The organism is Streptomyces sp. NPDC092952, from assembly GCF_044754785.1.
Lineage (GTDB): Bacteria > Actinomycetota > Actinomycetes > Streptomycetales > Streptomycetaceae > Streptomyces.
This window is the reverse complement of record NZ_JBIVPT010000003.1, coordinates 1-25,296: the sequence shown is the minus strand read 5'-3', so window position 1 is coordinate 25,296 and position 25,296 is coordinate 1. Positions and strand designations below refer to the sequence as shown.

Here is a 25,296-nt window from a genome sequence, read left to right as displayed (position 1 = left end):
CACGGGAGCCTGCGCCTCACCAAGGAAGGCAAGGCTCCTGAACTGTCCTATCGGGGCATGCAGGCGAGGGAACTGGGCCGGGCGTTCGGGCTCGCTGTCGCGGAACGGGCGCTTCGCGAGCGGTATCCGGATCACCTGATCAGCATCGTCGACGTGGAAACCGTCCTGCTTCCCGGCTTCGCGCGGATCAGGCCGGCCGGGACTCTCGGGGCGAGACCGAGGCCGGATTTTCTGTTGGAGGCATGGCGTCCCGGGGAGGGCTCCCGGATCTTCGTGGTGACCGTGAACGGCAACCACCAAGACGTGAAGCCGAAGACCTCCGCGGGCTCCCGCACGTCGTACAGGCAGCTGGCCCGGGGCGGCGAGCGCGTGGAGCGGCTCCATCTGGGGCAGCGGAACGGTACTCCCACGTTCATGACCTCGACCGAGTTCCTGGCCGCTGCCGGTGTGACGGTGCACGTCGTGCACGCGGAAGGAGATGTCGAGCTCCCGGTGCGGCCGGCCTCCGGCGAGGGTTCGGCCGACGTGGCTGTCGGACGCCGGACTCTTCCGTACGCCAACTCCGTGGCCGTCCCGGCGAAACGCGGAACGGAACGGCACAACGCCTTCCTGATCCCTGAAAAGGAGTTCCCGTGGTTCGGCCGAGTGATCGCCCGGGCCCACGCCGCCGGGCAGCTCTCATTGGCCGGCGGCGGTGCGGCGGTCGGCAGCTACCTGATCGACGAACAGGGCGGCAAGCACTTCAGGGAGACGTCCTTCGCAGGGACCGCCAGCGTCCACGACGCGAAAGCCTGTTTCGCGGACGAGCGATACGTCGGTACCGACCAGGTCTTCCGTATCGACGGCACACGCGTCGAGGCGTTCTCCGGCATGGCCACCGATCTCTACGGACTGCTCGCGGCGGGCGAGGTCGAGGAGTACCGCCGACGGACCTACGAGCGGCGTAAGGACTGGCCCGAGCCGGACGACATCGACGACTGGGGCGCGAGTTCCTTCCGGCCGGACGGCACCGTGCTCGCGATACGCGTGGTGCCGGAGAAGGCATCCCCCGACGACCGGTACGCGGGCTGACCGCAGCGGCTTACGAGGGGACGGGGCTGCCACGGCGGGCGCGTCCGGACGGAAAAAACCGGTGGCACCCGTACGGGGGGAACGGGTGCCACCGGAGTCGGGGAGGCCTGTGGGCCTCGGGGTGGGGTCAGCGGGTGAGGGTGGCGACGCCGGCCTGGGCGAACTTCTCGTCGAGGTCGCCGGAGGGGGCTCCGGCGACGCCGATGGCGGCGATCGGGGCGCCCTTGGCGGTGACGGGGGCGCCGCCGGCGAGGAAGAGGGTGCCGGGGATGTCCTTGAGGGTGGGGGCGTTGGCCAGGCGCTTGGCCAACTCGGAGGTCGGGGCGTTCCAGGAGACGGCGGTGTACGCCTTCTTCACGGCCGACTCGTAGGCCTGCGGGCCGGCGCCGTCGCCGCGCAGGGTGAGGATCGTGTTCCCGTTGCGGTCCACGACCGCGACCGAGACCCGCTGGTTCTCCTTCTTCGCCGCGTCCAGCGTCGCCTGCGCCGCCTTCGTCGCGGCCGCCAGGGTCAGGTGCGTGCTCTCCTGGAGGTTGCGGTTCTTGGTGTCGGTCTTGACGGCGGCGGCGGGGGCGGAGGCACTGGCGGAGGCGGCCCCGACCGTACCGGCGACGACGGCAGCGGCGGCGACACCGGTCAGGACACGGGCGCGCAGCGACAGCTTCTTCATGGTGAACGACTCCTCGGATTCGGCCAGCGGGTTCGGGGACTTCCACGTTCCCGCTCTGACATCCATCCTCAAGCCGTGCCCGGCCCGTACCCGTCGGCCTGCGGGCTCCCTTCCGGGCCCTCGACGGACGACGGACGGGTCCACCGATCGGCTGATGCGCTCCCGGCGTACGGGCGCCGGGTGGCCAGAGCTTCCCGAAGGCCCGTGGCCGGCCGTCCACTCGCCGTAGAAGATCCTGCTCCGATGCCCGCAGGGGGCGCCGTGAGCGCTCAGGCCAGGAGCTTCGCCTTCGCGCGCTGGTACTCCTCGTCCGTGAGCGCGCCCCGGTCCTTGAGGTCGGAGAGCTTCGCCAGGTCGTCGGCGTGGCTGCTCCGGGTGCCGGGCCCGCCCGTGCCCGCGTCGGGGGAGTTGGCGGCGTCGCGGACGTACGACCTGAAGGCGCGCTCGCGGTCCTGCGCGTCCTTGATGTCGTGCTCGGCCATGGCCGGACCCCGGAAGATCAAGTACAGCAGTACGCCGAGGAACGGCAGGATCAGGACGAGGATCAGCCAGCCGGCCTTGGCCCAGCCGCCGAGTTCGTGGCTGCGGAAGATGTCCGTGATGATCTTGAACAGCAGGAACAGCCACATGATCCAGAGGAAGAACACCAGCATGGTCCAGAAGAGGTTGAGCATGGGGTAGTCGTCCACGGATCTCTCCTCGGTCGACGCGCGTGTTCCGCACGGTGATGGACAGGGGTAAATCAGTCATATCACCGCATATATGGGCTCGCCTGTTGTCTGCCGATGGCCGGTCGGTGGACCGGGGTGGTCAAGAGGACGTCGGGGATGGCGTAGAGTTGGGTTCACCGACGCGGGGTGGAGCAGCTCGGTAGCTCGCTGGGCTCATAACCCAGAGGTCGCAGGTTCAAATCCTGTCCCCGCTACTGAAGAATCGGGCCCGGTACGCAGACAGCGTGCCGGGCCCGATTTGTTTTCTCCCGGGCATGAGCGGGTACCTCCTTCGGCCGACGCGGAGTCGCCGCCCGTTCCCGCTCCGGTGAGGCTGGGGGCGGGGCGCGGCGCTGTCCGCGGCCGCGTGCGTACCGGGCAGGAGACCACAGGTGTGGAAGTGGGAGAAGAGGCGCGGTCGGCACGCCGGGGGTGACACCCGCGGCCGGAGCTTCGTCCGTACGCTGCCCGCGCTGATGATCCTCGGCGGACTGCTCTTCGACAGCCTCACCCCGCAGACCTTCACCGCCATTCCGCTCTTCGTGGCCGCGCCGCTGATCGCCGCCCCGTTCTTCTCGCTCGCCAGCACGATCCGGACCGGCGCCGCCTCGATGCTGGCGGTCATCCTGCTGCGCCTCTACAGCAGCACGTTGCCGGAGGTCGTGCCGCTGATCGAGCTGCTCACCCTGGCCACCGTCTCGATCCTCGCGGTCGTGATCAACGGAGTGGTGCGGCGGAGCAACGAGCAGCTGGCCTCCGCCCGGTTCATCGCGGAGACGGCCATGCGCGCGGTGGTGCCCCAACCGGCCGCCCGGATCGGAGGACTTCAGGTCGCGGCACGGTACGAGGCGGCGCAGGCGGACGAGTACGTCGGCGGCGACCTGTTCGCCGTGGCGGACACCCCGCACGGGGTGCGGATGGTGGTCGGGGACGTGCGGGGCAAGGGGCTCGGAGCCGTGGAGACGGTCGCGGTGGTCATCGGGGCGTTCCGCGAGGCGGCCGAGCAGGAGTCCTCGCTGGCGGACGTGGCGGGCCGGCTGGAGCGGGCGCTGTCCCGGGAGGAGGCGCGGCGAGGCGGGCTCGACGTGCTCGAAGGCTTCATCACCGCCGTACTGGCCGAGATCCCGGCCGGGCTGTCCCGGGTGCGGGTCGTCAACCGGGGCCACCCCGAGCCGATCCTGCTCCACCCGGACGGGGCGCTGGAGGTGCTGCGCCCCTCGGTGCCCGCGCTGCCGCTCGGCATGGGGCTGGGGGTGTGGTCGGAGCGGACGGACGAGTGGGAGCTGCCGGACGGGACGACGCTGCTCCTCTACACGGACGGCCTCTCCGAGGCGCGGAACGCCGAGGGGGTCTTCTACGACCCGGCGGCCCGGCTGCGCGGGCGGATCTTTCCGGGGCCGGAGAAGCTGCTCTCCGCGCTGACCGACGACGTACGCCTGCACACCGGTGGCGAGACGACCGACGACATGGCGCTGCTCGCGGTGGTGCGTCCCGCGCAGGGGCAGCCGGACCGGCGCCGGACCGTGCCGATCGTGGGGGCGGAGCAGGGGTGAACGGGCCGGGAGCGGGACTGGACGGCTGGGGGCGGGGCTGCACGGGCGCGGGGCGGGACTGAACGGGGGCGCGCGGGACCGGGCCGAACTGCCGCAAGGGGATGCCACCGTGCGTAATCGAAGGACGCCGCTCCGCATAACATTTGACATAACGTCAGAAACGAGTCGGCCGCTGAGTGATGGTCAAGTAGGCCTGTTGGTATGGCTATGTCCCGTAAAGTCCAGGCCAAAGACGTGAACGATCAGTGGGAACAGCTTGGAATGGGGCCCCGGTGTCTATTAACGTTCGATAACGCAGCGCGGTCGTCCCAGCCGTCATCAATGGCGGCGCCGTGCGCGAGCGCCGAATCCCGCAAGGGAACCGGGGAACCACCACCATGGGGTGAATCGGACACCTGTGTCTCGTGAGAGACGGAGGTGCCCGTAGGAGACCTTCCTGCTCCGAACCCGTCAGCTAACCCGGTAGGCGAGAAGGAAGGAAAGGAGTGCGCCCCCGTGGCGTCCAACAAGCCTGCCCCAGAAGCCCCTTCCCGGTTCCAGGGCGATCACGGCGATTACGGCACCGGCTACGGCGTTGCCGACTACGGCTACGGCACCGGCCTCGACGCCGACCGCACCGGTGAGTTCACCACCGACTTCCGCTCCGACGCCGGCGACGGCGAGGCCGAGCGCGGCTGGAGCGAGTGGAACCCCACGGAGGAGACGGTCCGCCCGGTGCGCGGCCGGCACCGTGTCGCCAAGCAGCGCACGGGACTCGCCCGCAGCTCCACGGTCCTGGGTGTCGGCGTGATAGCGGCGGTCGGCGCGGGCGGCATGGCCACCGCGCAGGGCAAGCCCCCGGTCTCCATCTCGGTGCCGGACGCGATCACGAACAACCTTCCGGACGCCAAGTCCCTTCCCGGCGTGGGCGCCCTGTTCTCCGACGGGTCCCAGACCGACGGGGCGGACCAGGGCGAGACCGCCCCGCTCACCACCGCCGGCATCACCACTGCCGAGGCCGAGCAGGGCACCACGGACGCCGGTGAGGCGCTGCGCGCCCGCATTCTCCAGCAGGCCGAGCAGCAGCAGGACGCTGCCGCCGCCGAGGCGAAGGCGGCCGAGGAGAAGGCCGCCGCCGAGAAGGCCGCCGCCGAGGCGAAGAAGCAGCAGGACGCGGCCGAGGCCAAGGTCGCCGCCGAGAAGAAGAAGGCGGAGGAAGAGGCCAAGAAGAAGGCGGAGGCGCTGCGGCTGGCCAAGCTCGCCGCCAGCTACTCCCTCCCGACCTTCTCGTACACGATCACCTCGACCTACGGTCAGGCCGGGTCGATGTGGGCCTCCGGCCACCACACCGGCCTCGACTTCGCCGCCCCGACCGGCACCCCGATCAAGGCCGTCCACAGCGGCACGATCAAGTCGGCCGGTCTGGCCGGTTCGTACGGCTACCGCACCGTGCTGGAGCTGGACGACGGTACGGAGATCTGGTTCTGCCACCAGTCGTCGATCGGCGTCAGCGTGGGCCAGAAGGTCACCACCGGCGAGACCATCGGCCGGGTCGGCGCGACCGGCAACGTGACCGGTCCCCACCTCCACCTGGAGGTCCACACCCCCGACGGTTCGGGCGTCGACCCGATGGCCTGGTTCCACAGCAAGGGCCTCAACCCCTGATCCGTCCTTCGGACACCGCTCCCCGCGCCGGTTCCCCCGGTGCCGGGGCCGGTCCGTCCGGCCCATGAACCCCGGCAGCCCCGACGCTCTCCCCCCGACGTCAGGGCTGCCGGTCCTTTTGGCTGCCAGCCCTTTTCCGCTGTCGGCCCTTTCCCGCCGCTGGTCCGTTTCCACGGGCGTCTTCCACGGGCGTCCGTTCGGGTGGACGGTCCGGTGCGGGCGGAATAGCGGGCCCGCCGGGGTTCGTTGATCCACTCATGACTTCTCTTCGCCCGCTGGGCTCCTCCGGTCTCCAGGTCTTCCCGCTCGCACTCGGCGGCAACGTGTTCGGTTGGACGGCCGACGAGGCACAGTCCTTCGCCGTGCTGGACGCGTACACCGCGGCCGGGGGCAACTTCGTCGACACCGCGGACGGCTACTCCGCCTGGGTTCCGGGCAACGAGGGCGGGGAGTCGGAGACGGTCATCGGGAAGTGGCTCGCCTCCCGCTCCGACCGCGACGACCTCGTCATCGCCACCAAGGTCTCCACCCACCCCGACTACAAGGGGCTCGCCCCGGCCAACATCAAGGCCGCCGCCGAGGCGTCGCTGCGCCGGCTCGGCACCGACCGCATCGACCTCTACTACACGCACTTCGACGACGAGTCCGTGCCGGTCGAGGAGATCATCACCGCCCTGGACCAGCTGGTGAAGGAGGGCAAGGTCCGGGAGATCGCCGCCTCCAACATCAGCCCCGAGCGGCTCCAGGCCTCGCTGGACTTCTCCGAGCGCGAGGGCCTGGCCCGCTACGTCGCCCTCCAGCCGCACTACAACCTGGTCTCCCGCGACACGTACGAGGGCGCGCTCCAGGACACGGTCGCCCGCGCCGGGCTGGCCGCCGTGCCGTACTTCGCTCTCGCCTCGGGCTTCCTGACCGGCAAGTACCGTCCGGGTGCCGAGGTGGAGAGCGCGCGGGCCGGGAGCGTGGCGCAGTACCGCGACTCGGAGCGGGGACAGAAGGTCCTGGCCGCGCTGGACAAGGTGGCCGAGGCGCACGACGCGCAGATCGCGACCGTCGCGCTGGCCTGGCTGGCCTCCCGGCCGACCGTGGCCGCGCCGATCGCCTCGGCCCGTACGGTCGAGCAGCTGCCCGCGCTGGTGGCCGTCGCCGACCTCGTGCTGACCGAGCAGGAGCTGGCCGAGCTCACCGAGGCATCCGCCTGATCCGACGGCCGGGGCCGCGCGCCCCGGCCGTCGCTACGGGTGCGGGTACGGGCCGTACGCCGGGTGGGGCGCCTGCGCCGGCTGCGGGTAGGCGACGGGCCGGGCGTACGGCGCGTACGGATACGTGTACGGGCTGCCGGGCCGGACGGGCTGCGGATACGGGCCGGTCTGGGCGTACGGGTTCTGCTGAGTGTGGGGCTGTGCGTGGGGCGGGAGCGGATGCTGTTGCGCGTGGGGCGGGAACGGCTGCTGCTGGGCGTAGGGGAACGGCGGCATGCGGTGGGGGCGCAGCCGCCCCGTCACCTGCGCCGCGTACGTGAGCGCCGGAACGGCCACCTCCCGGCGCTCCCACAGAAGGCGCAGCAGCTCCAGCTCGCGCTCGGCGAAGTCCGGGCCCGCCTCGCCCCGGCGGGCCCCGAGCCGCAGCGCGGCCAGCCTGGTCGCGAAGGACTCGTACTCCACGACGGCGACCGCGGCCGCCTTCCCCTGGGCCTTCGCCGCCGCCTTGTCCGCGGCCGCGACGGTGTACTGATGGCGGGCCATGTCGCGGGCGATGCCCCGGGCCCGCATCGAGGAGAGCGCGAGCGGCTCCACCGGGGTCAGCCAGCCGGCCGCCGCGTAGGCGGGCAGCTCGGCGCAGAGCGTACGGAGCCTGCGGTAGCGCGACCAGATCGCCAGCCATGTCACCAGGCCGAAGACCGGGACCATGAACACCCCGTACACCGCGTAGAAACCCAGCGGGCTCAGGACCGCCGAACCGTTCCACAGCGCGTGCATGCCCATCGCGAGGACGAGCCCGAGCAGCGGCAGCAGGACACGGCGGAGCTTCTGGTGACGCAGGCTCGCCGCGGCGAGCCCGAAACCTATGCCGGTCAGTGACGTGAAGAGCGGGTGCGCGAACGGCGACATCACCGCCCGCACGAAGAACGTCGCCGCCGTCATCGCCGGGACGCCCGCATGACCGATCTCCTGGTCCTCGCCGAAGGCGTTGCCCAGGTACAGGATGTTCTCGGTGAAGGCGAAGCCGCTCGCGGTGAGCCCGGCTATCGCGATGCCGTCGACGACACCGGTGAACTGCCGTCTGCGGAACAGGAAGATCAGCAGGACCGCGGCGGCCTTGGCGCTCTCCTCGACGAACGGCGCTATCACCGTGGCCCCGAGGGTGTCGGCGTTCGACGGATCGGTGGTGGTCGTGGCTATCCACCGGATCGCGAACGAATTCGCCAGGAGCGCGACCAGGGCGGCGGCGAACGCTCCCCAGGCGAAGGCGAACAGCAGATTCCGCCAGGGACTCGGCTCGATCCGGTCCAGCCAGCGGAACGCGGCCGCCAGCAGCGGGACGGGCAGCACGGCGAGCCCGAGGCCGACGAGAAAGCCCTGCGTGCCCGTCTGGTCACGGACCAGGGCCAGGATCGTCAGGGCACAGAGCGCGAGGACCGTGCACACGACCGTGATGCGGAAGGCCCGGCTGCGCCACACCCGGCCGACCCGGCGCGGCCGGTACCACCCGTGCGCGCGCTGCGGCACGGCAGCCAGCATCCCGCCGGCCGGCTCCTCGGGGAGCGGGACGGCGGGCGGGGACTGTCGCTGTTCTGCGGACTCGTCGGACACCACCCGACGACCCTAACCAGCGGGACTGACACCTGACCACGGGACGACCGGACACGGTCCGCCCACTGACCGGACACCGTCCGCCCGAGGGCCCGGTACCGCCCGGCCCGGAGGGGACGGACGGCACCCGGCCACGGGGGTGTCAGACGCGGGCGAACAGCAGGTCGTGCACGACGTGGCCCTTGTCGAGGCCCTGCCCCTCGAACCGGGTCAGCGGCCGGAACGCGGGCCGGGGGGCGTATCCGCCGTCCGCCGCCGTGTTCTCGAAACGGGGGTGCGCGGTCAGCACCTCCAGCATCTGCTCGGCGTACGGCTCCCAGTCGGTCGCGCAGTGGAGCACCGCGCCCGGCTTCAGCCGCCCGGCCACCAGGTCGAGGAACTCCGGCTGGATCAGCCGCCGCTTGTGGTGCCGCTTCTTGGGCCACGGGTCGGGGAAGTACACCCGGAGGCCGTCCAGCGAGTCCGGCGCGAGCATCTCGCGGAGCAGGATGATCGCGTCACCGTTGGCCACCCGGATGTTGGACAGGCCGTTCCGGTCGGCGAGGCCGAGGAGGTTGCCCTGGCCGGGGGTGTGCACGTCCACGGCGAGGATGCCGGTGCCCGGGTCGTCGGCGGCCATCTGCGCGGTGGCCTCACCCATGCCGAAGCCGATCTCCAGCACGACCGGGAGCCCGTCGAACATTCCGGGCAGGTCGAGGACGCGCTGCCCGTCGATGTCCAGGCCCCACTGGGGCCAGAGCCGCAGCAGGGCGTCCTGCTGGCCGGGCGTGACCCGGCTGCGGCGCGGCTGGAAGCTGCGGATGCGGCGCTCGTGGTGCGAACCGGCCGGGTCGATGGCGGGCCCGCCCGGGAAGCGCGACTCCTGGCGCAGCCTGCGCTGCCGCTCGAAGGCGGCCTCCCGCAGGTCGTCCGGGATCCCGGCGGTGGACCGGCCGTCCGCCGACGGTGCGCCGCCCGCTGCCGGTGCGCCGCCGGTCGCCGGGGCGTTGCCCGTCGCCGGGGCGGGGGAGTTCTCGGTGAGGCCCTCGGAGCGGTTCTCGGCGAGATTCTCGGAGGGGCTCTCGGAGGGGTTCATGGGCTCAGACACAATGCCCCGATTCTACGGCGGGCGGCCTCCACCCCGTCTCCCGCGCCCGGAGCAGCGCCCTGCGTGCCACCTCCCGTCCGATGGGCAGCGAGGCCGTCGCGGCGGGCGACGGCGCGTTCAGCACATGGACGGTGTGCGGGGCCTCGCGGATCAGGAAGTCGTCGACCAGCGTGCCGTCGCGGAGGACGGCCTGGGCCCTCACCCCGGCCGGGGCCGGTCGCAGATCGGCCTCCGTCACCTCGGGCAGCAGCCGTCGTACGGCGTCGGTGAACGCACGCTTCGACAGCGAGCGGTGCACCTCGCCCGCCCCGTACCGCCAGTGTCTGCGGGCGATCCGCCAGCTGCCGGGCCAGGTCAGGGTGTCCGCCAGCTCGCGCGGGCGCACGACCGGCCAGCCGTACCCCTCGCGGGCCAGCGCGGGCACCGCGTTCGGACCGACATGGACGCCGCCGTCGTGGCCCCGGGTCAGGTGGACGCCGAGGAACGGGAAGGCCGGGTCGGGCACCGGATAGACCAGGCCGCGCACCAGCTCCGGCCGCGCCAGCTCGTAGTACTCCCCCCGGAAGGGCACGATCCGCACCTCCGGGTCGTCGCCCGCAAGCCGCGCCACCCGGTCGCAGTGCAGCCCCGCGCAGTTGACCAGCACCCGGGCCCGCACCACCGCGCCGTCCGCCGTGCGCACGGCCACGCCCCAGGGGCGCCGGTCTATCGCGACGGCCTCCGCCCCGTAACGGATCTCGCCGCCCCTGTCGCTCACCTCGGCGGCGAACCGGGCCGCGACCGCCCCGAAGTCGCACACCCCCGTCGAGCCGACCCGGATCGCGGCGAGCCCGCTCACCCGCGGCTCGTACTCCGCGATCTGTGCGGGACCCAGCTCGCGCACCGGCAGTCCGTGGAGACGGCCGCGCTGGACCAGGGCGTGCAGCCGCGGCAGCTCGGACCGCTCGGTCGCCACGATGAGCTTGCCGGTCACCGCGTGAGCGATGCCGTGCTCGGCGCAGAAGTCGACCATCTCGGCGGCGCCGCGCACCGCGTAACGGGCCTTGAGCGAGCCCGGGGGGTAGTAGATGCCGCTGTGGATCACCCCGCTGTTGCGCCCCGTCTGGTGCCGGGCCGGGCCGGCCTCCTTCTCCAGGACCGTCACCCGGGTGCCCGGAGCGGTGCGCGTGAGCGCGTAGGCCGTCGACAGGCCGACGATCCCGCCGCCGATCACCAGCACGTCGCAGTCGTACGCCGCGCGCGTCATCACCGCACCACCTCCCACCCCGATAGTGCACTGACCCACTGACAACGCACTCAAACCGGTGGGACCCCGTAAGGTGCCGGATCTTTACGCACGGACGGTGCCGGCCCCCGCGCGGCCGGTGCCTACGCGGGCGCCACCAGGAGTGGCCTCGCCCGCTCGCGCAGCTCGGCGACACGCGGCTCGTGCCCGTACGGTTCGAGCCGGTGGAGCAGGTCGCGCACGTACTCCGTGGTCCGGGCCGAGGAGATGCGGCCCGCCACCTCCACCGCCCGGGTGCCCGCGGCACACGCCGCGTCCAGGTTGCCGGACTCCAGCTCGGCCACCGCCGACACCACGAGCCGCAGCCCGTGCGAGCGGACGAACTCCTCGGTGGGCCGGGAGAGCGCCTGCTCGGTGAAGCGCTTCACCTGCCGGGGCGCCTTCAGGTCGAGATGGCACTCCGCCGCGTCGGCGGCGAACCGGTCGTACGAGTAGAAGCCCAGCCAGGACGGGTCGCCGTCGCCCTCCCGGGAGCGCTCCAGCCAGCTCTCGGCGGCCGTCAGCGCGGAGCCCGCGGCGGCGGCGTCGTTCGCCTTGGCGTGGGCGCGGGCCTCCACCAGGCGGAAGAAGCTCATGGTGCGGGCCGTGGCGAGGCCCCGGTTGCGCTCGACGGCGGCCTGGGCGAGGTCGACGCCCTCGTCGGCGAAGCCGCGGTAGGTGGCCTGCAGGGACATCGACGCCAGGACGTAGCCGCCCAGGGGCACGTCGGCGGCGGCGCGCGCCAGCCTGAGGGCCTGGATGTAGTAGCGCTGCGCGGCCTCCTGCTGGCCGGTGTCGAAGGCCATCCACCCGGCGAGCCGGGTCAGCTCGGCGGCCGCTCCGAAGAGGGCCCGCCCCACCTCGTCGCTGTAGGAGCCGAGCAGCAGGGGAGCGGCGTCGACTCTTAAGCACTCGGGGACCATCGAGGAGCGCCAGTCCCCGCCGCCGTACTTGGAGTCCCAGCGGCGGGCGTCCTGGGCGGCCTCGCGCAGCTTGGAGACGTCGCTGTGGCCGACCCGCAGCGGGGAGACGTCGCCGGCGGGCGCGGTGCCGACGGTACGGGTGGTGTCGGTGGTGGTCCCGGTGGGCGCCGGGGACGCGTTGTCCGGGCGGGGCTGGGCGGGGATCGACGGGGTCTTCCTGGCGGCCAGCGCACCGAGCGCGCCGAGCGCCGCCCGGTCCGCCTGGGCGGTCAGCGCGGCCGGGGTGCCCGGACGCGGGCGCGCCCCGGACGGCGGCGCCGGGTCGGCGCCCCGGGCGGGCCGGTCTGCGGGGGCCGGTGTCCCCGTGGTGCCGCGTGCGCCCTGCGCGCCCTGTGTGCCCTGGTTGCCGGGGGCGGCGGCCTCGCCCGCGTCCCGCTCCACCGTCGCGTCGGCGGGGCATATCAGCCAGCGGGACGCGGGCGTCGCGTACGCACTCACCGAGAAGGAGCCCGCGAGGGACTGCCAGATGCCACCGCCGCCCGCCCGGCGCCCGGCCAGATCCAGCCGGTACAGCTCGGTCGCCGAACGGACCGCCTCGGCGACACCGCGCGGGAAGGCCAGCCCGACCTCCGGCGCCGGATCGGCGTCCGCGAGCCCGATCTCGTGCAGCGGCACCGGCCGGCCCAGCTTGGCGCCGATCGCCGCGGCGATGAGATGGGGCGCGGCGCCCTGCGGCACCATGCCCTTGGCGACCCACCGGGCCACCGAGGTCTTGTCGTAACGGAGTGTCAGACCGCGCTGCGCCCCGAGGTCGTTGACCCGCCGGGCCAGCCCGGCGTTGCTGATTCCCGCGAGGGCGAGAACGGTTCCGAGCTTCTCGTTCGGTCCGCGTTGCTCCCTGGACATGCGCCACCCCTCGACACACAGACGGCCGCCGCGTCGCCGTCACGGCGCGCGGCATTCGCACCGGGTCCTCCCCCGGAGACCGGTTCCGGCGCCCCGGCCGCACACGCACGCGGCCGAGCCCCGAGGAATATGCCTCCTGCAGAGCACCTCAGTGAACCCAGCGTAGTTCGCCGCATCCCTACCGTTAAGGGGCAGACGTCCGTATGGCGGGATTGTTGCCAGGCGTCGCGGAGGGGGCGCCGGGGGCGCGGATCGGGCTTCGTGCAGGGGGAGTTCGGGCGGGGCGCGGGGGCCGGCCGGAGCGCGGTCCGGACCCCGGCCGACGGCGCACGGGGACACCGTCCGGCGAGGTCGCGGGGGTGCGGCGCCGGTGCCGTGCGAGGCGTCCGGCATGTGCTCCTGGTGTGTGGCCGTGCGCCCGGCCGTGCGCTCTCGTCCGGCGGTTTCGGAGGAGTTTCCATGAGTGCTGCGTGGGTCGGCCCACTGCACCTGACTCAGTGGGCTGGGGGACACCGCCGCCTCATTCCCCGCAGGCGGCGGACCGGTCCGGGAGGCGGACGACGCCTCCCGGACCGAGCGCGGGCGGCCCGGGCGGAGATCGTCCGCGGCCGTCGGAGAGCCCCGGCGGACGCGCGGGAGCCTTCGGGGCGCCCCGCGGAACGAAGCGGTAGGAAAGGTGACTTCCCGTGCGGCGGGTCTGCCCTCGCGACGTTCCTGCTCACGCTGAAAATGGCCGAATGTCGTTGGTTGTTCGAGGTTGGGTCGCCGGGGGTGCGGACATCTCGACGGCCTTCCGCCGGTCGCCTTCCGGGCATGCGCGGACGGTTCCCGGGTGACCGGATCCCGTCCGGCGCCTCCGGCCCGAGAGGGGCGCGCAGGGGGGCGCGTACGGTCCGCGGCCGCTCGCCGAGCGTACGCGCCGCAGCGGCCGCCGGAGTACGGGGTGCCGCTCGCGTCCGATGGCCGGGGCGCCCGGCCTTTGCCAGGGGCGCATGCCCGTCCGACGTGCGCCCCACGCGGCCCCTCCCGCACGCCGTTGTCGTGGCAGCATGTTCGCAACGGCGTCACGCGTTACCGGAGTTCGCCCGATAGTGCCCCGCTGCGCCGTTTTGTCCACAGCCTGTGGAGGCGGCGTTGCGTTGGTTGGTGGGGTGGAGCAGTATCGCCGCGAGCTTCGGCACGGCCGGCGCGGTCGGACCCCTCGACGAGGGGCGTGCGATGCACCCCGTGGGCTCCCAGCTCCTGTGGGGCGACCCGGACCCGCTCTGGGCGGTGGGCGACTGGCGCCCCGACGAGATCCGCCGGGTCTCGGTCGAGACGGCACCGGGCGAGCCCCCCGCCCGGATCGCCGTCCTCGGCTGCTGCGGAGCCACCGACGAACAGCTGCGCTCCGGACTCCTCGCCGCCCGGGGCGGGGCGCTGCGCCACCTCACCTCCTGGCCGGGCAGCTACACGGCCGTCGTCCGGATAGGCCGCCGGATCACCGTCATCGGCGACCTCGCCGGTGCCCGCCCGGTCTTCTACACCCCCTGGGCGGGCGGCACCGCGTACGCCACTGCCGCGCTCCCGCTCGCCGACCTCATAGAGGCCCAGCTCGACATCGGCCACCTGGCCGCCCTCCTCGCCTGCCCCGAGACCCCGCAGGCGCTGCGCGACGGCACCCCGTACGCCGGGGTGAAGCGCATCCCGCCGGGCCACGCGCTCATCCTCCGCGAGGGCTCGCGCGAGATCACCGGCTACGAGGCGGTGGCCTCGCTCGCCGTGGCCGCGCCCGAGGCGGATCCGGTGACCGCCGTCGACGGGGTGCGCGACGCGCTGGTCGAAGCCGTACGCGCCCGGCTGCTGGCCCCGCGCCACGCACCCGAGACCGCACCGCCCGACCCCGGCCCGGTCCCCGGCATGGGCCCCGCCGACCGGCGGGCCGCCCGCGGCGCACCGGTCCCGGGCATCGGCGCCGACCTGTCCGGCGGCAGTGCCTCCGCCACCCTCGCCCTGCTCGCTGCCGGGCTCCCCGGACTCCCCGGCACCCTCCTCGGCCACGGCACCGGGGCGGGGACGCGGCTGCTCGCCGTCACCCTCAACGACCTCACCGCCCACGGCCACGAGGAGGAGCTGGAACGGGCCCGCGTCATCGCCGCCGACCCGCGCCTGCACCACGTGGTCGTCCCGGCCGGCGAGGAGGCCCTGCCCTACGCCGGTATCGGCGGCGGCCCGCTCACCGACGAACCCGCCCCCGCGCTCGTCGTCGCCGAGCGGCACCGCCGACGCCTCGCCTCCGGCAGCGCGGACCACTTCGTCGGCGGCGGCGCCCGCCAGGTCCTCGACGCCCACCCGGCCCGCCTCGCCGACCTGCTGATGGACCGCCGCCGACGCCATCTGCTGCGCCCGGTCGCCGCACTCGCCAGGGCGGAGGGGCCGAGCGCGCACTCCCTGGTCGTCCCGCTGACCGTCTACCGGGCGGCCCGCCGCCTGTCCCGTACGTCGTACCGCACCGGCCTGGAGCTGGCGGCCGACCGGCTGCCGGACGCCAACCGGAACGCCCCCGCCCTCGACACCCCCGCCGAGGCATCGCTCGACGCCCTCGCCTGGTCGCGGCCCGGGCCCGCCGCGCGCTGGCTGACCGGGGAGGCGCTCGCCGAGGTGGCGGCCCGGCTCCAGGACGCGGCCGTCCGGCCCGTCTCCGTGCAGCGCCCCGGTGACGCCCGCGCCCGGGCGGTCCTGGCCCGGTACGCCGCCGACCACCGCATCCTGGAGCAGGCCGCCGAGAACCGCAGCCAGCGACTGCACGCACCGTTCCTCGACAACCAGGTCGTCCGCGCCGCCCGCGCGCTCCCCGAATCGCTCCGGGTCCAGCCGGGCGCCCGCGCCACGGTCCTGCGCCGGGTGCTGGCCGGGGCAGGCGTCCACGACCTCCCGTCCGGCTGGGGCGCGCCCTCGCACGCCACGGCGGACGCGACCGCCCGCACCGGACTGCGCACCGCGCTACCGGAGTTGATCGCCCTCTTCGAGGCCCCGCTGCTCGCCGACGCCGGGCTGGTCGAGGCCCGCGTCGTACGGAAGGCACTGCGCGCGGCCGCCGACGGCGCACCGCTCCCGCTGGACGGCCTCGCGCACCTCGCCTCCACGGAGCTGTGGCTGCGCCGCCTGGTGGCGCGCCGCGGCACCTGCTGGACGGGTACGGCGGCCCCCCGTCAGCGCGCGGTCGCCGGCGGCGTCGTACCGGCCAGGCGGACGCTCCAGGCGTAGGCGTTCTCCCCGGGACCACGCCCGGACAGGGCGGGCCTGCCGCCCGTGCTCAGCGGCAACTGATCCTGGAATCGGCCCAGTCGGCCAGCGCCATGGAGCTCCCGTGCCGGGCGGGCTCGACGACGAGCCGGATCCGCTCGCGGCCCGTGATGCCGACGCTCACGGGTACGGCCGGGTCGTCGCCGTTCACCACCGGGGACTGCCACAGCAGAGCCCCGTCCCCGTCGAGGACGGAGAAGCGCACGGAGCCGAGCCCCAGCGTCAGATCGTCGAGCCCGGCCATCGCCTCGTACCGCGTGCACTGCCGGTTCAGCTGGATGGTGACGGAGGAACGGGCGCCGACGGTCACCCCGGGCGCGTACGGCGTGCCGCCGATCGACACCTGGGAGCGCTGCCAGAGCCAGCTGCTCTCGCCCATCACCACCTCGGGCTCGGTGTGGTCGCCGGCGAGGGAGTAGTTCAACTCGCTGACCTGGTAGACGGTCGGCTCGGGCGGGGCCGGGGTGGGCGTGGGCGTGGGGGTCGGCTTCGGCGCGGGGGGCGTCGGGGTGGGCGTGGGAGTGGGGGTGGGCGTCGGGGTCGGTGTGGGCTTCGGCTTCGGCGCGGGCGGCGGTGCGGGCGCCGGGGGCGTGGGCGTCGCGGGCGCCGGGGCGGGCGGCTCGGGGCTGGGCGGCGGCGGTGCGGGCGTCGGGGGCGCCACCGCGGCGGGCTTCACGGGGCGCTCGGCCTCCGGCTTGGGGGCGTCGCTCCCGGTCATCGCCCAGACCAGCCCGGCCGCGGCGGCCACCGCGACCGCCGCCGCGATACCGGCCTTCACCGGGGCACCGAGCCCCTCCGAGACGGCGGCGCCACCGGCCGCGCTTCCGCCGGAACCGCTCCCGGTGGCGGCCGCGGCGGCACCCGCCCCCGCGGCGGCCACCGCACCACCGGCCGCGACCCCGGCGGCCTTGAGCGCGTACCCCGCGGCGAACCAGCCGATGACGGCGACCGGCAGCAGCGCGGGGATCCCGGCGTTGACATGGGCCAGCTCACCTGCGGCGAGACGGCACTTCGCGCACTCCTCCAGGTGGCCCCGCAGCCCGCGCTCGGCCCGCATGCGGAGCCCGCCCCGGGCGTACGCGCCGAGCCGGTCCGCGTACCGCGCGCAGTCGCCGCCCGAGGTGAGCGACCGGCTCACATGGGCCTGGAGGTACGCCTGCTTGAGGCCCTCGCGGGCCCGACTGGCCAGCACCGCCGTGGCGTTGGCGGTCAGCCCGAAGAGCGGGGCGATCGCGCTGGGCGACTCCTCCTCGACGGTGGTGTGCCACAGCACGGCCTGCCAGCGCTCCGGCAGACTGCGGAACGCCTGCATCGCCATCGACTGCTCGGCCTCGTGCATCGCCAGCACATCGGCCCCGAGGTCGAGCGTGTCCGCGTCCGACAGCTGGGCGGGCCGGGCCGCCTGGGCGGCGAACACCGCGAAGTCGTCGACCAGTTGCTCACGCTTGGCGGTCTTGGTCCAGGCGGCGCCGACATGGCGGACGGCGGTCATGAGGTAGGCCCGTACGGCCTCCTCGGGGCCCTTGCCCCGGCGCACCGCCTGCAGGGTGCGGGCGAAGACCTCGGCCGTCAGGTCGTCGGCGGTGTGGGCGTCCCGGCAGCAGCTGCGCGCGTAGCGCCGTACCGCGTCGGAGTGGCGCCGGAACAGCTCCTCGTACGCGTGGTCGTCGCCGCCGCGCATCCGCCGGATCAGCTCGGCGTCGGAGGGGGCGGTGGCGGTGTCGGGACTGCCGCCCTCCCGCTGCATCGGCACCGCGGCCCCGACCCCGGCACCGGCGTCCGGATCGGCCGGGGCCGACCACGGGCCCGGCAGCACCGTGCCGCCCCCGGTGTCACCGCCGGACCGGGCGGGACCGCCCTGACTCGGCACCTGGCGCACGGGGGCCGACCCGTCGGCCCCCACGGCACCGCCCAGGGCGGAGACGTCGTCGAACGACTCTTCCTGCTGCCCGTCACCGCTCATCGCGGTAGCCCCCGTATGCGCTCTCGGACCCAAACTTCGGGCAAGAGTGCCACATGGCGTAATCACGACGGACCCTCAGCCCCGGCAACCACTCATCCGGGGCGTTTTTCCGAATGGGAGTACTAAAGGCCATTCATTCGGGGAAAGCTTGATGATCTCCATTTTCCGTCGGACGCGCGAGGATGAGCACCTGCCCCTCCTCGAAAGCGCCCGTACGGCGCCCGTACGGCGGCCGGACGACACGAAGACGGACGTCCGGACGGACGGCCGGGGGCGATGACGGACACATGGCGGAGCCTTGGACCAGACCCCGCCACATCGGGCCACACCCGCCGCACCGCACCGCCGTACAAGGCGCGGCACCCGCCCCGTACGGGCACCGCTCCCCGGGCCGCTCAGGCGGCCGGGCGGGACCGCAGCCCTTCCAGCAGGATGTCCAGCAACCGGCTCGAAGCGGCGGCCTGCTGGGCCGCGTCGGGCAGCGAGGGCGCCGCCGTCGCTATCACCAGCAGCACGTCCGCGACCGTTACGTCCCGGCGCAGCTCACCGGCGGCCCGTGCCCGGTCCACCAGGCGGCCGACCACCTCCAGCAGCTCACCGGCGCCCGTGTCGTCGTCCTCGACACCGCTCTCCGCGTCCGACGCCGACTCGAACACCTGCCGCTGCTGCGGCACCCGGGCCTCGTCCCGGCCGCCGACCGGTGCGGCCGTCGCGTCCCCGGCCACCGCACCCTCGCCGTCCTCGGCCTCGACACCGACCCGCAGAACCTGCGGCGGCAGCAGCCGCCCCGCGCCCGAAGCCACCGACGTACGCAGGAAGCGCGACAGCGCCGACCAGGGCTCGTCCTCCTGGCCGAGCGCGGTGCGGGCCTGGTCGGTCAGGCGCGAGGTCTCCTCCTCGGCTATCCGCCGGACCAGCACGTCCTTGCTCGGGAACCGCCGGTACACCGTGCCGACGCCGACCCTCGCGCGCCGGGCGACGTCCTCCATCGGGGCCCCGTAGCCCAGCTCACCGAAGACCTCGCGGGCGGCGCGCAGGACGTGCTCCAGATTGCGCTGCGCGTCCACCCGGAGCGGAGCCGTACGGCTGTTGGCCCCGGCCGGCACACCGTTCGCCCCGGCCGTGACGCCCGGGACCGGCTGCGATGCCGCTCCGACCGTCGCCACCGATCCGTTCCGCCCCGAAACATCGGACGAATGGGGCGTAACGGCAGCAGTGGTCGGCCAATGAGATTCCTGAATATGCATGACTTTCCCCCGGTTATGACGTCTCCCCCCGGAGACTTCCCGCCGTCTGAGCCAGGGAGCGGATCAACGTCCCGACCGACACCCCGGCGACCTACGAACATAGTTGAGCCCGGCTCAATTCAGAAGGGGGTAGTTCCGCACGGAGCGCCCCCCGATCGGAGCAAGGACCGGTTGGCCACCTATTGGTCTCCTGCACGGATACCCCGCCCCGACCCCTGACCTGCGCGGCTTTCCCCATTCCGCCGTACCGCGCCGCAACCGCCCGTCGAGAACCTCCGGTCACACAATTTGCCCAGGCTGTGGACAAACTCTTGAGCACGTTGCGTCATGGGGTGGTGATGGCTTCAGATTCCGGGGGAACCCCCCTCGGCCCCCCGCCGGGTACGCGCATTCTCGTCGTCGGCGGCGGCTACGTCGGGATGTACACAGCGCTGCGCCTCCAGCGGAAGCTGAAGCAGAAGCTCAGAAGGGGGGAGGCCGAGATCGTCGTCGTCACCCCCGAGCCCTATATGACGTACCAGCCGTTCCTGCCCGAGGCCGCCGCGGGATCGATCTCGCCGCGCCACGTCGTGGTGCCGCTCCGCCGGGTCCTCGCACACTGCACCATCGTGATCGGCGAGGTGCGCACCCTCGACCACACCCGGCGCACCGCGACCGTCACCACCCTCGCCACCGGCGAGGACGGCACCGGAGCCGTCGCGATCCCGTACGACGAGGTCGTCCTCGCCCCCGGCTCCGTCTCGCGCACCCTCCCGGTCCCCGGCCTCGCCGACCACGGCATCGGCTTCAAGACCGTCGAGGAGGCCATCTCCCTGCGCAACCACGTCATCGAGCAGATGGACATCGCCTCCGCCACCCGCGACCCCGCCATCCGCGACGCCGCGCTCACCTTCGTCGTCGTGGGCGGCGGGTACGCGGGCGTCGAGGCCCTCGCCGAGCTGGAGGACATGGCCCGCTACACCGCGCGGTACTACCACAACATCAAGGCCGACGACCTGAAGTGGATCCTCGTCGAGGCGTCCGGCCGCATCCTCCCCGAGGTCGGCGACGAACTGGGCGTCTACGCGATCCGCGAGCTGCGCGGCCGCAACATCGACGTACGCCTCGACACCCGGCTGGAGTCCTGCGAGGACCGGGTCGCCGTTCTCAGCGACGGCTCCCGTTTCCCGACCCGCACCCTGGTGTGGACCGCGGGCGTCAAGCCCGCGCCCCTGCTCGCCGCCACCGGCCTCCCGCTCGACGAACGCGGCAGGCTCCGCTGCACGGCGCAGCTGGCCGTCGAGGGCACCGCACACGCCTGGTCCGCCGGCGACGCCGCCGCCGTACCCGACCTGACCGCCGCGGAGCCGGACGCCCGGACCGCCCCCAACGCCCAGCACGCGGTGCGCCAGGCCAGGGTCCTCGCCGGGAACGTCCTCGCCTCGCTCGCCGGTGAACCCCTCCAGGAGTACCGTCACCGCAACGCGGGCTCCGTCGCCTCGCTCGGCCTCCACAAGGGCGTCGCCCATGTGTACGGCCGCAAGCTGAAGGGCTTCCCGGCCTGGTGGATGCACCGCACGTACCACCTCAGCCGCGTACCGACGTTCAACCGGAAGGCCCGCGTCCTTGCCGAATGGACCCTCGCCGCGCTCTTCAAGCGCGAGATCGTCTCCCTCGGCTCGCTGGAACACCCGCGGGCCGAGTTCGAGATCGCCGCGGGCGGCGGCCGCCCCCGCCCGGACGGACCCCCGGGCCCCCGGGCCCCCTCCGGACCGGACGGGCCACCGCGCGAAGGCCCGTGACGAGTTGTCGGCCCGCCCGTCCGCGCGCCGGACGGCGGACCGTGCCGACAACTGTCCGTACGGTCCGTCACACTGGACGTGTGACCATAGGTGGGCCCACATCTGCACAGAGTGACCCGGCCGGCAGTGACCGACAGTGAGCATCCCGCGAGAGCGGACCAGACCGACACACGAGGCCAGAGATTCCGTGAACTTCACGCGCTGGAGCGCCCGCCTACCCGGAACGCAGCGCCGCGCCGCCGCACGGGACGACCGCAGTTCCGTGCCCCCGGCCCGCGCCGAGTACGCACGGCCCGAGGCCGGCCCCCACCCGCCGGACGACGGCCGGAGCACGGATCCCCGGTCCGGCGGCTCCGCGGTGGAGGACCTCTCCGCCGGGGAGATCCTCGGCCAGCTGCCCGCCCTGGTGGCCCTGGTGTACGGCCCCGACCACCGGATCGCGTACGTCAACGACGCCTACACCGCCGCCTTCGGCCCCCGCCCGACCGGTGCCCCCGCCGCCGAGGCCATGCCGGAGCTCGACGAGCTCAGCCTGCTCCCGCTCATGGACCAGGTCCTGCGCAGCGGCACGCCCCGTACGGTCAAGTCCCGCAAGGTCCGCAACGGCAGCTCGTACACCGTGACCTGCACCCCCGTGCACCGCGGCGCCGCGGACGACACCGCGCCCCGCGACGGCACCCCCGGCAGGCAGCGCCGCACCGGCCGCGGCAAGGGCGGAGCCGGTACCGGCGAGCGGGGCGTCCTGGTCTACGCCGCCGACGTCACCGACCACGCCGAGGCGGCCGAGCGGCTGCGCACCAGCGAGCGCCGCCACCGCGAAACGGCCGTCACCCTCCAGCGCTCCCTGCTCCCGCAGGAGCTGGAGCAGCCCGACGACCTCCGGATCGCCGCCACCTACCAGCCCGGCGGCACGGACGCAGCGGTCGGCGGCGACTGGTACGACGTCATCACCCTCGGCGCCGGGCGCACCGCCCTGGTGATCGGGGACGTGATGGGGCGCGGGGTGCGGGCCGCCGCCGTCATGGGCCAGCTCCGTACGGCCGTCCGCGCCTACGCCCGCCTCGACCTCCCGCCGCACGAGGTGCTCCAGTTGCTGGACGGCCTCGCCGCGGAGATCGACGCCAGCCAGATCGCCACCTGCGCGTACGCGGTCCACGACCCCAACGAGGGACAGCTCGTCTACTCCTCGGCGGGCCACCTGCCGATCCTGGTGTGCGCCGAGGACGGCACGGTCCACCGCGCGGAGGACCCGACCGGCCCGCCGCTCGGCACGGGCGGCTGGATCCACACCTCGGGCACGATCCCGCTGCCGCCCGGTTCCACCGCCGTGCTCTACACGGACGGTCTGGTGGAGCGGCGCAGCGAGGACATCGACGAGGGCGTCGCCGCCCTGGAGCGTGCCCTGTCCGGAGCGAAGGGCTCGCCCCAGGTGGTCTGCGACCGGCTGATCCGCTCCCTCGGGGTCACCGCGGAGCACGACGACGACGTGGCGGTCCTGGTGGTCCAGCACCCCGCGCGCACCGGGGCGAACGCGGAGCTGTTCCACAACGCCTCGCTCGATCTGCTCGGCGGCATCGAGGCGGCCCCGCGCGCCCGCGCCTTCGCGAGCGGGGTGCTGACGTCCTGGCGCTTCCCGGTCGAGCTGTGCGACCTGGGCGTGCTGGCCGCCGGCGAGCTCGTCGCGAACTCCCTGAAGCACGGCACCCCGCCGATGCGGCTGGGCCTGCGGCGCACCGACCGCCGCCTGATCATCGAGGTGACCGACGGCGACGACCACCTGCCGCGCCGCCGCCGGGCCGAACCGGCGGACGAATCGGGGCGCGGCATCTCCATCGTCGCGACGATCGCCACGTCCTGGGGCAGCCGCCGCACCCCGGGCGGTGGCAAGGCCGTCTGGTGCGAGTTCGCCCTGCCGCACTGAGGCCCCGTCCGAACGGACGGGGCCCCGGGAGATCAGTGCGCGGCGACGGCCGCCGGAACATCGGCCCCGGCGTCCGGCCGTGACGTGGCGACCACCTTGGACGGCACCACGGCCAGCGAGGGCTGGTCCTGCACGGGAGTGAGCCTGCGGCCGAGCCGCAGCGCCAGCACCGTGATCCCCAGCGAGAACAGCACGAACGTCACGATGTACGGCCCGTGCAGCGTGGCGCCCATCGGACCGCCCACAGCCGGACCGACCGCCAGCGCGAGCTGCTTGCACAGCGCGAACGCGGAGTTGTACTGCCCGACCATCGACTCCGGCGCCAGGTCGGCCACCAGCGGCGCCACGGTCGGCGACAGCATCGACTCACCGAGCCCGAACAGCGCGTACGTGGAGATCATCGCGGCGGTCGCCATGGTCTGGCTGCCGTGCCCGAGCCCCGCGTACCCCGCCACGATCCAGGCGAACGCCCAGATCAGACCGACCGACGCGATCACCCGGCTGCGCTTGCGGCGCTCCACGAGCCGCAGCACGACGAACTGCGCCACGACGATGACGGCGGTGTTGGCGGCCAGCGCGATCCCGAGCGTCGACGGCTGGATGCCGGCGGCCTCGGTCCCGTACGCCGCGAGCCCGGACTCGAACTGTCCGTAGCAGGCGAAGAACAGCACGAAGCCCAGCACGCACAGCTGCACCATGGCCCGGTGCGAGAGCAGCGCCCGCAGCCCGCCCTGCGCCTTGGCCCCGTCGGAGGGCCTGACACCGGGGACGGACGCGGTACGGGGCAGCCGCACCGTGACGGCGATGACCCCGAGCACCACGAACATCACGGCCTCGATGAGGAACAGCAGGGTGAAGGAGGCGGGCCGGGCGGTGTCGACGATCTGCCCGCCGACCAGCCCGCCGATGCCGAGCCCGAGGTTCTGCAGGAAGAACTGCATGGCGAAGGCGCGCGTGCGGGTCGCGGTGCTGGAACACCACACCAGCATCGTCGCGAGCGCCGGCTGCATGACCGCCGTCCCCGCGCCGAGCACCGCGGCCGACAGCACGGCGGCGGCCACCCCCGACGACAGCCCGAGCGCGACGGCGCCCACGGCGGCGACCGCCGAGGCCACGACGAGCACGGGCAGCGGCCCGCGCCGGTCGATGGTCCGCCCGGTGAAGGGCAGCACGGCCAGCGCCGCCATGGCGAAGACCGCCAGTACGACTCCCGCGGTGCCAGCACCCAGATCACGTACCTGCGCCACATAGACGTACAGATACGGAACGGTGAACCCCAGCCCGAACGCGCTCAGCGCGCTCCCCAGCTGGATCCGCCGCAGTGCTGCACCCATCTCCCTGGTCACACTCACCTTCCTCAAGGTCTCGGAACGACATGGCGAGCCATCGAACGACTCGAACCCGAAGACTTTAGCACTAAAGTTAGAACCTCAACAATGTAGGTCGAAGGACTTCGATGCCTTAGGAGGGCGTGCCATACTGCCCGCCATGCCTGACACCACCGAGCAGTCCGGACCACAGGAGCCGGGCCTCGACGAACAGATCGCCGCCTACCAGCGCGAGTTCCGCGACCTGGACCCCCAGGTCGAGCAGGTCGTATCGGCGCTGGGCCGGCTGAACCGCCGGATGAACGTGGCGTACGGACGCCAGCTCGCCGCCCTCGGCATCAGCAACGCCGAGTGGGAGGTCCTGAAGACGCTGGTGCTCTCCGGTTCGCCGTACCGCCTGGGCCCGGGCGAGCTCGCCAAGCGCCTCGGCCTCACCCCGGCGGCGATGACCCACCGCATCGACCGCATGGCGGGCGAGGGCCTCGTCACCCGGGACCGGGACGAGAACAACCGGGTCCGCGTGATCGTCGAGCTGACGGATGAGGGCCGTACGAAGTGGCTGGAGGCGATGCGCATGGCCACCGACTTCGAGGAGGACCTGCTCCAGGACCTCACCGGCGAGGAGCGCGGAGTCCTCGGCGACATGCTGATCCGCCTGCTGCGCCGGGTGGAGCACGCCCAGCCGGACGCCGGCGGCCGCCTCACCGACCTGGACTGACCGGGCCCGACCGGGACCGGGAAAAGGGCTTGACCTGCGGGCTTGACACCCTCCTGGCCGGTCCGTAAGGTTCTTCGAGTTGTCACGGGGCCGGAACGGTTCTGTGACAGCCGATCCCGCCGCCGAGCGCGGCAACCAAAACTCAGCACGATCTCCCACCGGGAGCAATTTCGGCATGCCGGAATTGATTTCGAGGACTCGATTATGAGTCGCCGGGAAAATCCGCTAGAGTTTGAGCGTCGGAACGGCCCAAGGGCCGGGAAGACAAACCCCGCTGACTGGGAATCAGGCCCGAAAGGATCTGATAGAGTCGGAACCGCCGGAAAGGGAATCGCGGAAGCGAGGAACTGGAAAGCGAAACCCGCTTCGACCGGGAATCGGGACTCGAAAGAGTCTGATAGAGTCGGAAACG

General features: G+C 73.3%; 17 protein-coding genes, 1 tRNA gene and 1 riboswitch. Of the genes, 9 read left to right on the top strand and 9 right to left on the bottom strand.

Annotation, left to right across the window (positions count from 1 at the left end; genetic code table 11):
* Window positions 1-57: 57 nt before the first annotated feature.
* Entirely contained in the window at window positions 58-1,071 is a 1,014-nt protein-coding gene (locus ACIQGQ_RS07755) for a hypothetical protein (protein ID WP_402392053.1), read from the top strand.
* A gap of 127 nt (window positions 1,072-1,198) precedes the next feature.
* Here ACIQGQ_RS07755 and ACIQGQ_RS07750 read toward each other — a convergent pair whose 3' ends face one another.
* Together ACIQGQ_RS07750 and ACIQGQ_RS07745 are read right to left on the bottom strand one after the other, a co-directional pair.
* Window positions 1,199-1,741: a heme-binding protein gene (locus ACIQGQ_RS07750; RefSeq protein WP_402393379.1), complete on the bottom strand. Its 543-nt coding sequence runs from the start codon at window positions 1,739-1,741 to the stop codon at window positions 1,199-1,201.
* 269 nt (window positions 1,742-2,010) lie between these two features.
* On the bottom strand, window positions 2,011-2,430 hold the full coding sequence (locus tag ACIQGQ_RS07745) for an SHOCT domain-containing protein (RefSeq protein ID WP_402392051.1): 420 nt from the start codon (window positions 2,428-2,430) through the stop codon (window positions 2,011-2,013).
* Between the two features lie 162 nt (window positions 2,431-2,592).
* Between ACIQGQ_RS07745 and ACIQGQ_RS07740 the strand changes: the two genes are divergently transcribed.
* The 4 genes from ACIQGQ_RS07740 to ACIQGQ_RS07725 all read left to right on the top strand — a co-directional run bounded on the left by ACIQGQ_RS07740 (window position 2,593) and on the right by ACIQGQ_RS07725 (window position 6,850).
* A tRNA-Met gene (locus ACIQGQ_RS07740) sits at window positions 2,593-2,666 on the top strand.
* Window positions 2,667-2,843: 177 nt separating this feature from the next.
* Window positions 2,844-4,004: a PP2C family protein-serine/threonine phosphatase gene (locus ACIQGQ_RS07735; protein ID WP_402392048.1), complete on the top strand. Its 1,161-nt coding sequence runs from the start codon at window positions 2,844-2,846 to the stop codon at window positions 4,002-4,004.
* A gap of 331 nt (window positions 4,005-4,335) precedes the next feature.
* Window positions 4,336-4,488, top strand: a riboswitch (cyclic di-AMP (ydaO/yuaA leader).
* An 11-nt stretch (window positions 4,489-4,499) separates the two neighbouring features.
* Window positions 4,500-5,648 (top strand): M23 family metallopeptidase, encoded by a 1,149-nt coding sequence (locus tag ACIQGQ_RS07730; RefSeq protein WP_402392046.1) that lies wholly within the window; start codon window positions 4,500-4,502, stop codon window positions 5,646-5,648.
* Between the two features lie 257 nt (window positions 5,649-5,905).
* Window positions 5,906-6,850: an aldo/keto reductase gene (locus ACIQGQ_RS07725; protein ID WP_402392043.1), complete on the top strand. Its 945-nt coding sequence runs from the start codon at window positions 5,906-5,908 to the stop codon at window positions 6,848-6,850.
* A 33-nt stretch (window positions 6,851-6,883) separates the two neighbouring features.
* On the opposite strand, the gene ACIQGQ_RS07720 is transcribed toward ACIQGQ_RS07725, so the two are convergent.
* From ACIQGQ_RS07720 to ACIQGQ_RS07705, 4 genes are all read right to left on the bottom strand, one after another.
* Window positions 6,884-8,461 carry a PrsW family glutamic-type intramembrane protease gene (locus tag ACIQGQ_RS07720; protein WP_402393376.1) on the bottom strand — a complete coding sequence of 526 codons (1,578 nt, stop codon included), beginning with the start codon at window positions 8,459-8,461 and terminating at the stop codon, window positions 6,884-6,886.
* A 142-nt stretch (window positions 8,462-8,603) separates the two neighbouring features.
* The gene (gene trmB / locus ACIQGQ_RS07715) at window positions 8,604-9,548 is read right to left on the bottom strand and encodes a tRNA (guanosine(46)-N7)-methyltransferase TrmB (RefSeq protein WP_402392041.1); all 945 of its coding nucleotides are present in this window, start codon (window positions 9,546-9,548) and stop codon (window positions 8,604-8,606) included.
* A complete protein-coding gene (gene lhgO / locus ACIQGQ_RS07710) occupies window positions 9,541-10,797 on the bottom strand; it encodes an L-2-hydroxyglutarate oxidase (RefSeq protein WP_402392038.1) in 1,257 nt (418 codons plus the stop codon). The genes trmB and lhgO overlap by 8 nt, the downstream gene beginning before the upstream one ends.
* Window positions 10,798-10,916: 119 nt before the next feature.
* Window positions 10,917-12,641, bottom strand: a complete 1,725-nt coding sequence (locus ACIQGQ_RS07705) for a sporulation protein (protein WP_402392036.1) — start codon at window positions 12,639-12,641, stop codon at window positions 10,917-10,919.
* 1,134 nt (window positions 12,642-13,775) lie between these two features.
* Between ACIQGQ_RS07705 and ACIQGQ_RS07700 the strand changes: the two genes are divergently transcribed.
* Complete coding sequence (locus ACIQGQ_RS07700) at window positions 13,776-15,887, top strand: asparagine synthase-related protein (RefSeq protein WP_402392033.1); 2,112 nt, start codon at window positions 13,776-13,778, stop codon at window positions 15,885-15,887.
* A gap of 49 nt (window positions 15,888-15,936) precedes the next feature.
* Here ACIQGQ_RS07700 and ACIQGQ_RS07695 read toward each other — a convergent pair whose 3' ends face one another.
* Together ACIQGQ_RS07695 and ACIQGQ_RS07690 are read right to left on the bottom strand one after the other, a co-directional pair.
* On the bottom strand, window positions 15,937-17,889 hold the full coding sequence (locus tag ACIQGQ_RS07695; RefSeq protein ID WP_402392030.1) for a sigma-70 family RNA polymerase sigma factor: 1,953 nt from the start codon (window positions 17,887-17,889) through the stop codon (window positions 15,937-15,939).
* Between the two features lie 395 nt (window positions 17,890-18,284).
* Window positions 18,285-19,136 (bottom strand): TetR/AcrR family transcriptional regulator, encoded by an 852-nt coding sequence (locus ACIQGQ_RS07690; protein ID WP_402392028.1) that lies wholly within the window; start codon window positions 19,134-19,136, stop codon window positions 18,285-18,287.
* Window positions 19,137-19,474: 338 nt separating this feature from the next.
* On the opposite strand from ACIQGQ_RS07690, the gene ACIQGQ_RS07685 reads away from it, so the two are divergent.
* Both ACIQGQ_RS07685 and ACIQGQ_RS07680 read left to right on the top strand, forming a co-directional pair.
* Window positions 19,475-20,917: an NAD(P)/FAD-dependent oxidoreductase gene (locus tag ACIQGQ_RS07685; protein WP_402392025.1), complete on the top strand. Its 1,443-nt coding sequence runs from the start codon at window positions 19,475-19,477 to the stop codon at window positions 20,915-20,917.
* Window positions 20,918-21,104: 187 nt separating this feature from the next.
* A complete protein-coding gene (locus tag ACIQGQ_RS07680; protein ID WP_402392023.1) occupies window positions 21,105-22,838 on the top strand; it encodes a SpoIIE family protein phosphatase in 1,734 nt (577 codons plus the stop codon).
* A 32-nt stretch (window positions 22,839-22,870) separates the two neighbouring features.
* Here the strand turns inward: ACIQGQ_RS07680 and ACIQGQ_RS07675 are convergent, their stop codons facing one another.
* On the bottom strand, window positions 22,871-24,172 hold the full coding sequence (locus ACIQGQ_RS07675) for an MFS transporter (protein WP_402393373.1): 1,302 nt from the start codon (window positions 24,170-24,172) through the stop codon (window positions 22,871-22,873).
* Between the two features lie 154 nt (window positions 24,173-24,326).
* On the opposite strand from ACIQGQ_RS07675, the gene ACIQGQ_RS07670 reads away from it, so the two are divergent.
* On the top strand, window positions 24,327-24,884 hold the full coding sequence (locus tag ACIQGQ_RS07670; protein ID WP_402392021.1) for a MarR family winged helix-turn-helix transcriptional regulator: 558 nt from the start codon (window positions 24,327-24,329) through the stop codon (window positions 24,882-24,884).
* Window positions 24,885-25,296 lie beyond the last annotated feature (412 nt).

What these genes read in the sequence shown, in the direction of transcription:
- ACIQGQ_RS07755 (WP_402392053.1), top strand. Translation starts at nt 58, where the DNA reads ATGCAGGCGAGGGAACTGGGCCGGGCGTTCGGGCTCGCTGTCGCGGAA.
- ACIQGQ_RS07750 (WP_402393379.1), bottom strand. Translation starts at nt 1,741, where the DNA reads ATGAAGAAGCTGTCGCTGCGCGCCCGTGTCCTGACCGGTGTCGCCGCC.
- ACIQGQ_RS07725 (WP_402392043.1), top strand. Translation starts at nt 5,906, where the DNA reads ATGACTTCTCTTCGCCCGCTGGGCTCCTCCGGTCTCCAGGTCTTCCCG.
- ACIQGQ_RS07705 (WP_402392036.1), bottom strand. Translation starts at nt 12,641, where the DNA reads ATGTCCAGGGAGCAACGCGGACCGAACGAGAAGCTCGGAACCGTTCTC.
- ACIQGQ_RS07695 (WP_402392030.1), bottom strand. Translation starts at nt 17,889, where the DNA reads ATGAGCGGTGACGGGCAGCAGGAAGAGTCGTTCGACGACGTCTCCGCC.
- ACIQGQ_RS07690 (WP_402392028.1), bottom strand. Translation starts at nt 19,136, where the DNA reads ATGCATATTCAGGAATCTCATTGGCCGACCACTGCTGCCGTTACGCCC.
- ACIQGQ_RS07685 (WP_402392025.1), top strand. Translation starts at nt 19,475, where the DNA reads ATGGCTTCAGATTCCGGGGGAACCCCCCTCGGCCCCCCGCCGGGTACG.
- ACIQGQ_RS07675 (WP_402393373.1), bottom strand. Translation starts at nt 24,172, where the DNA reads ATGGGTGCAGCACTGCGGCGGATCCAGCTGGGGAGCGCGCTGAGCGCG.
- ACIQGQ_RS07670 (WP_402392021.1), top strand. Translation starts at nt 24,327, where the DNA reads ATGCCTGACACCACCGAGCAGTCCGGACCACAGGAGCCGGGCCTCGAC.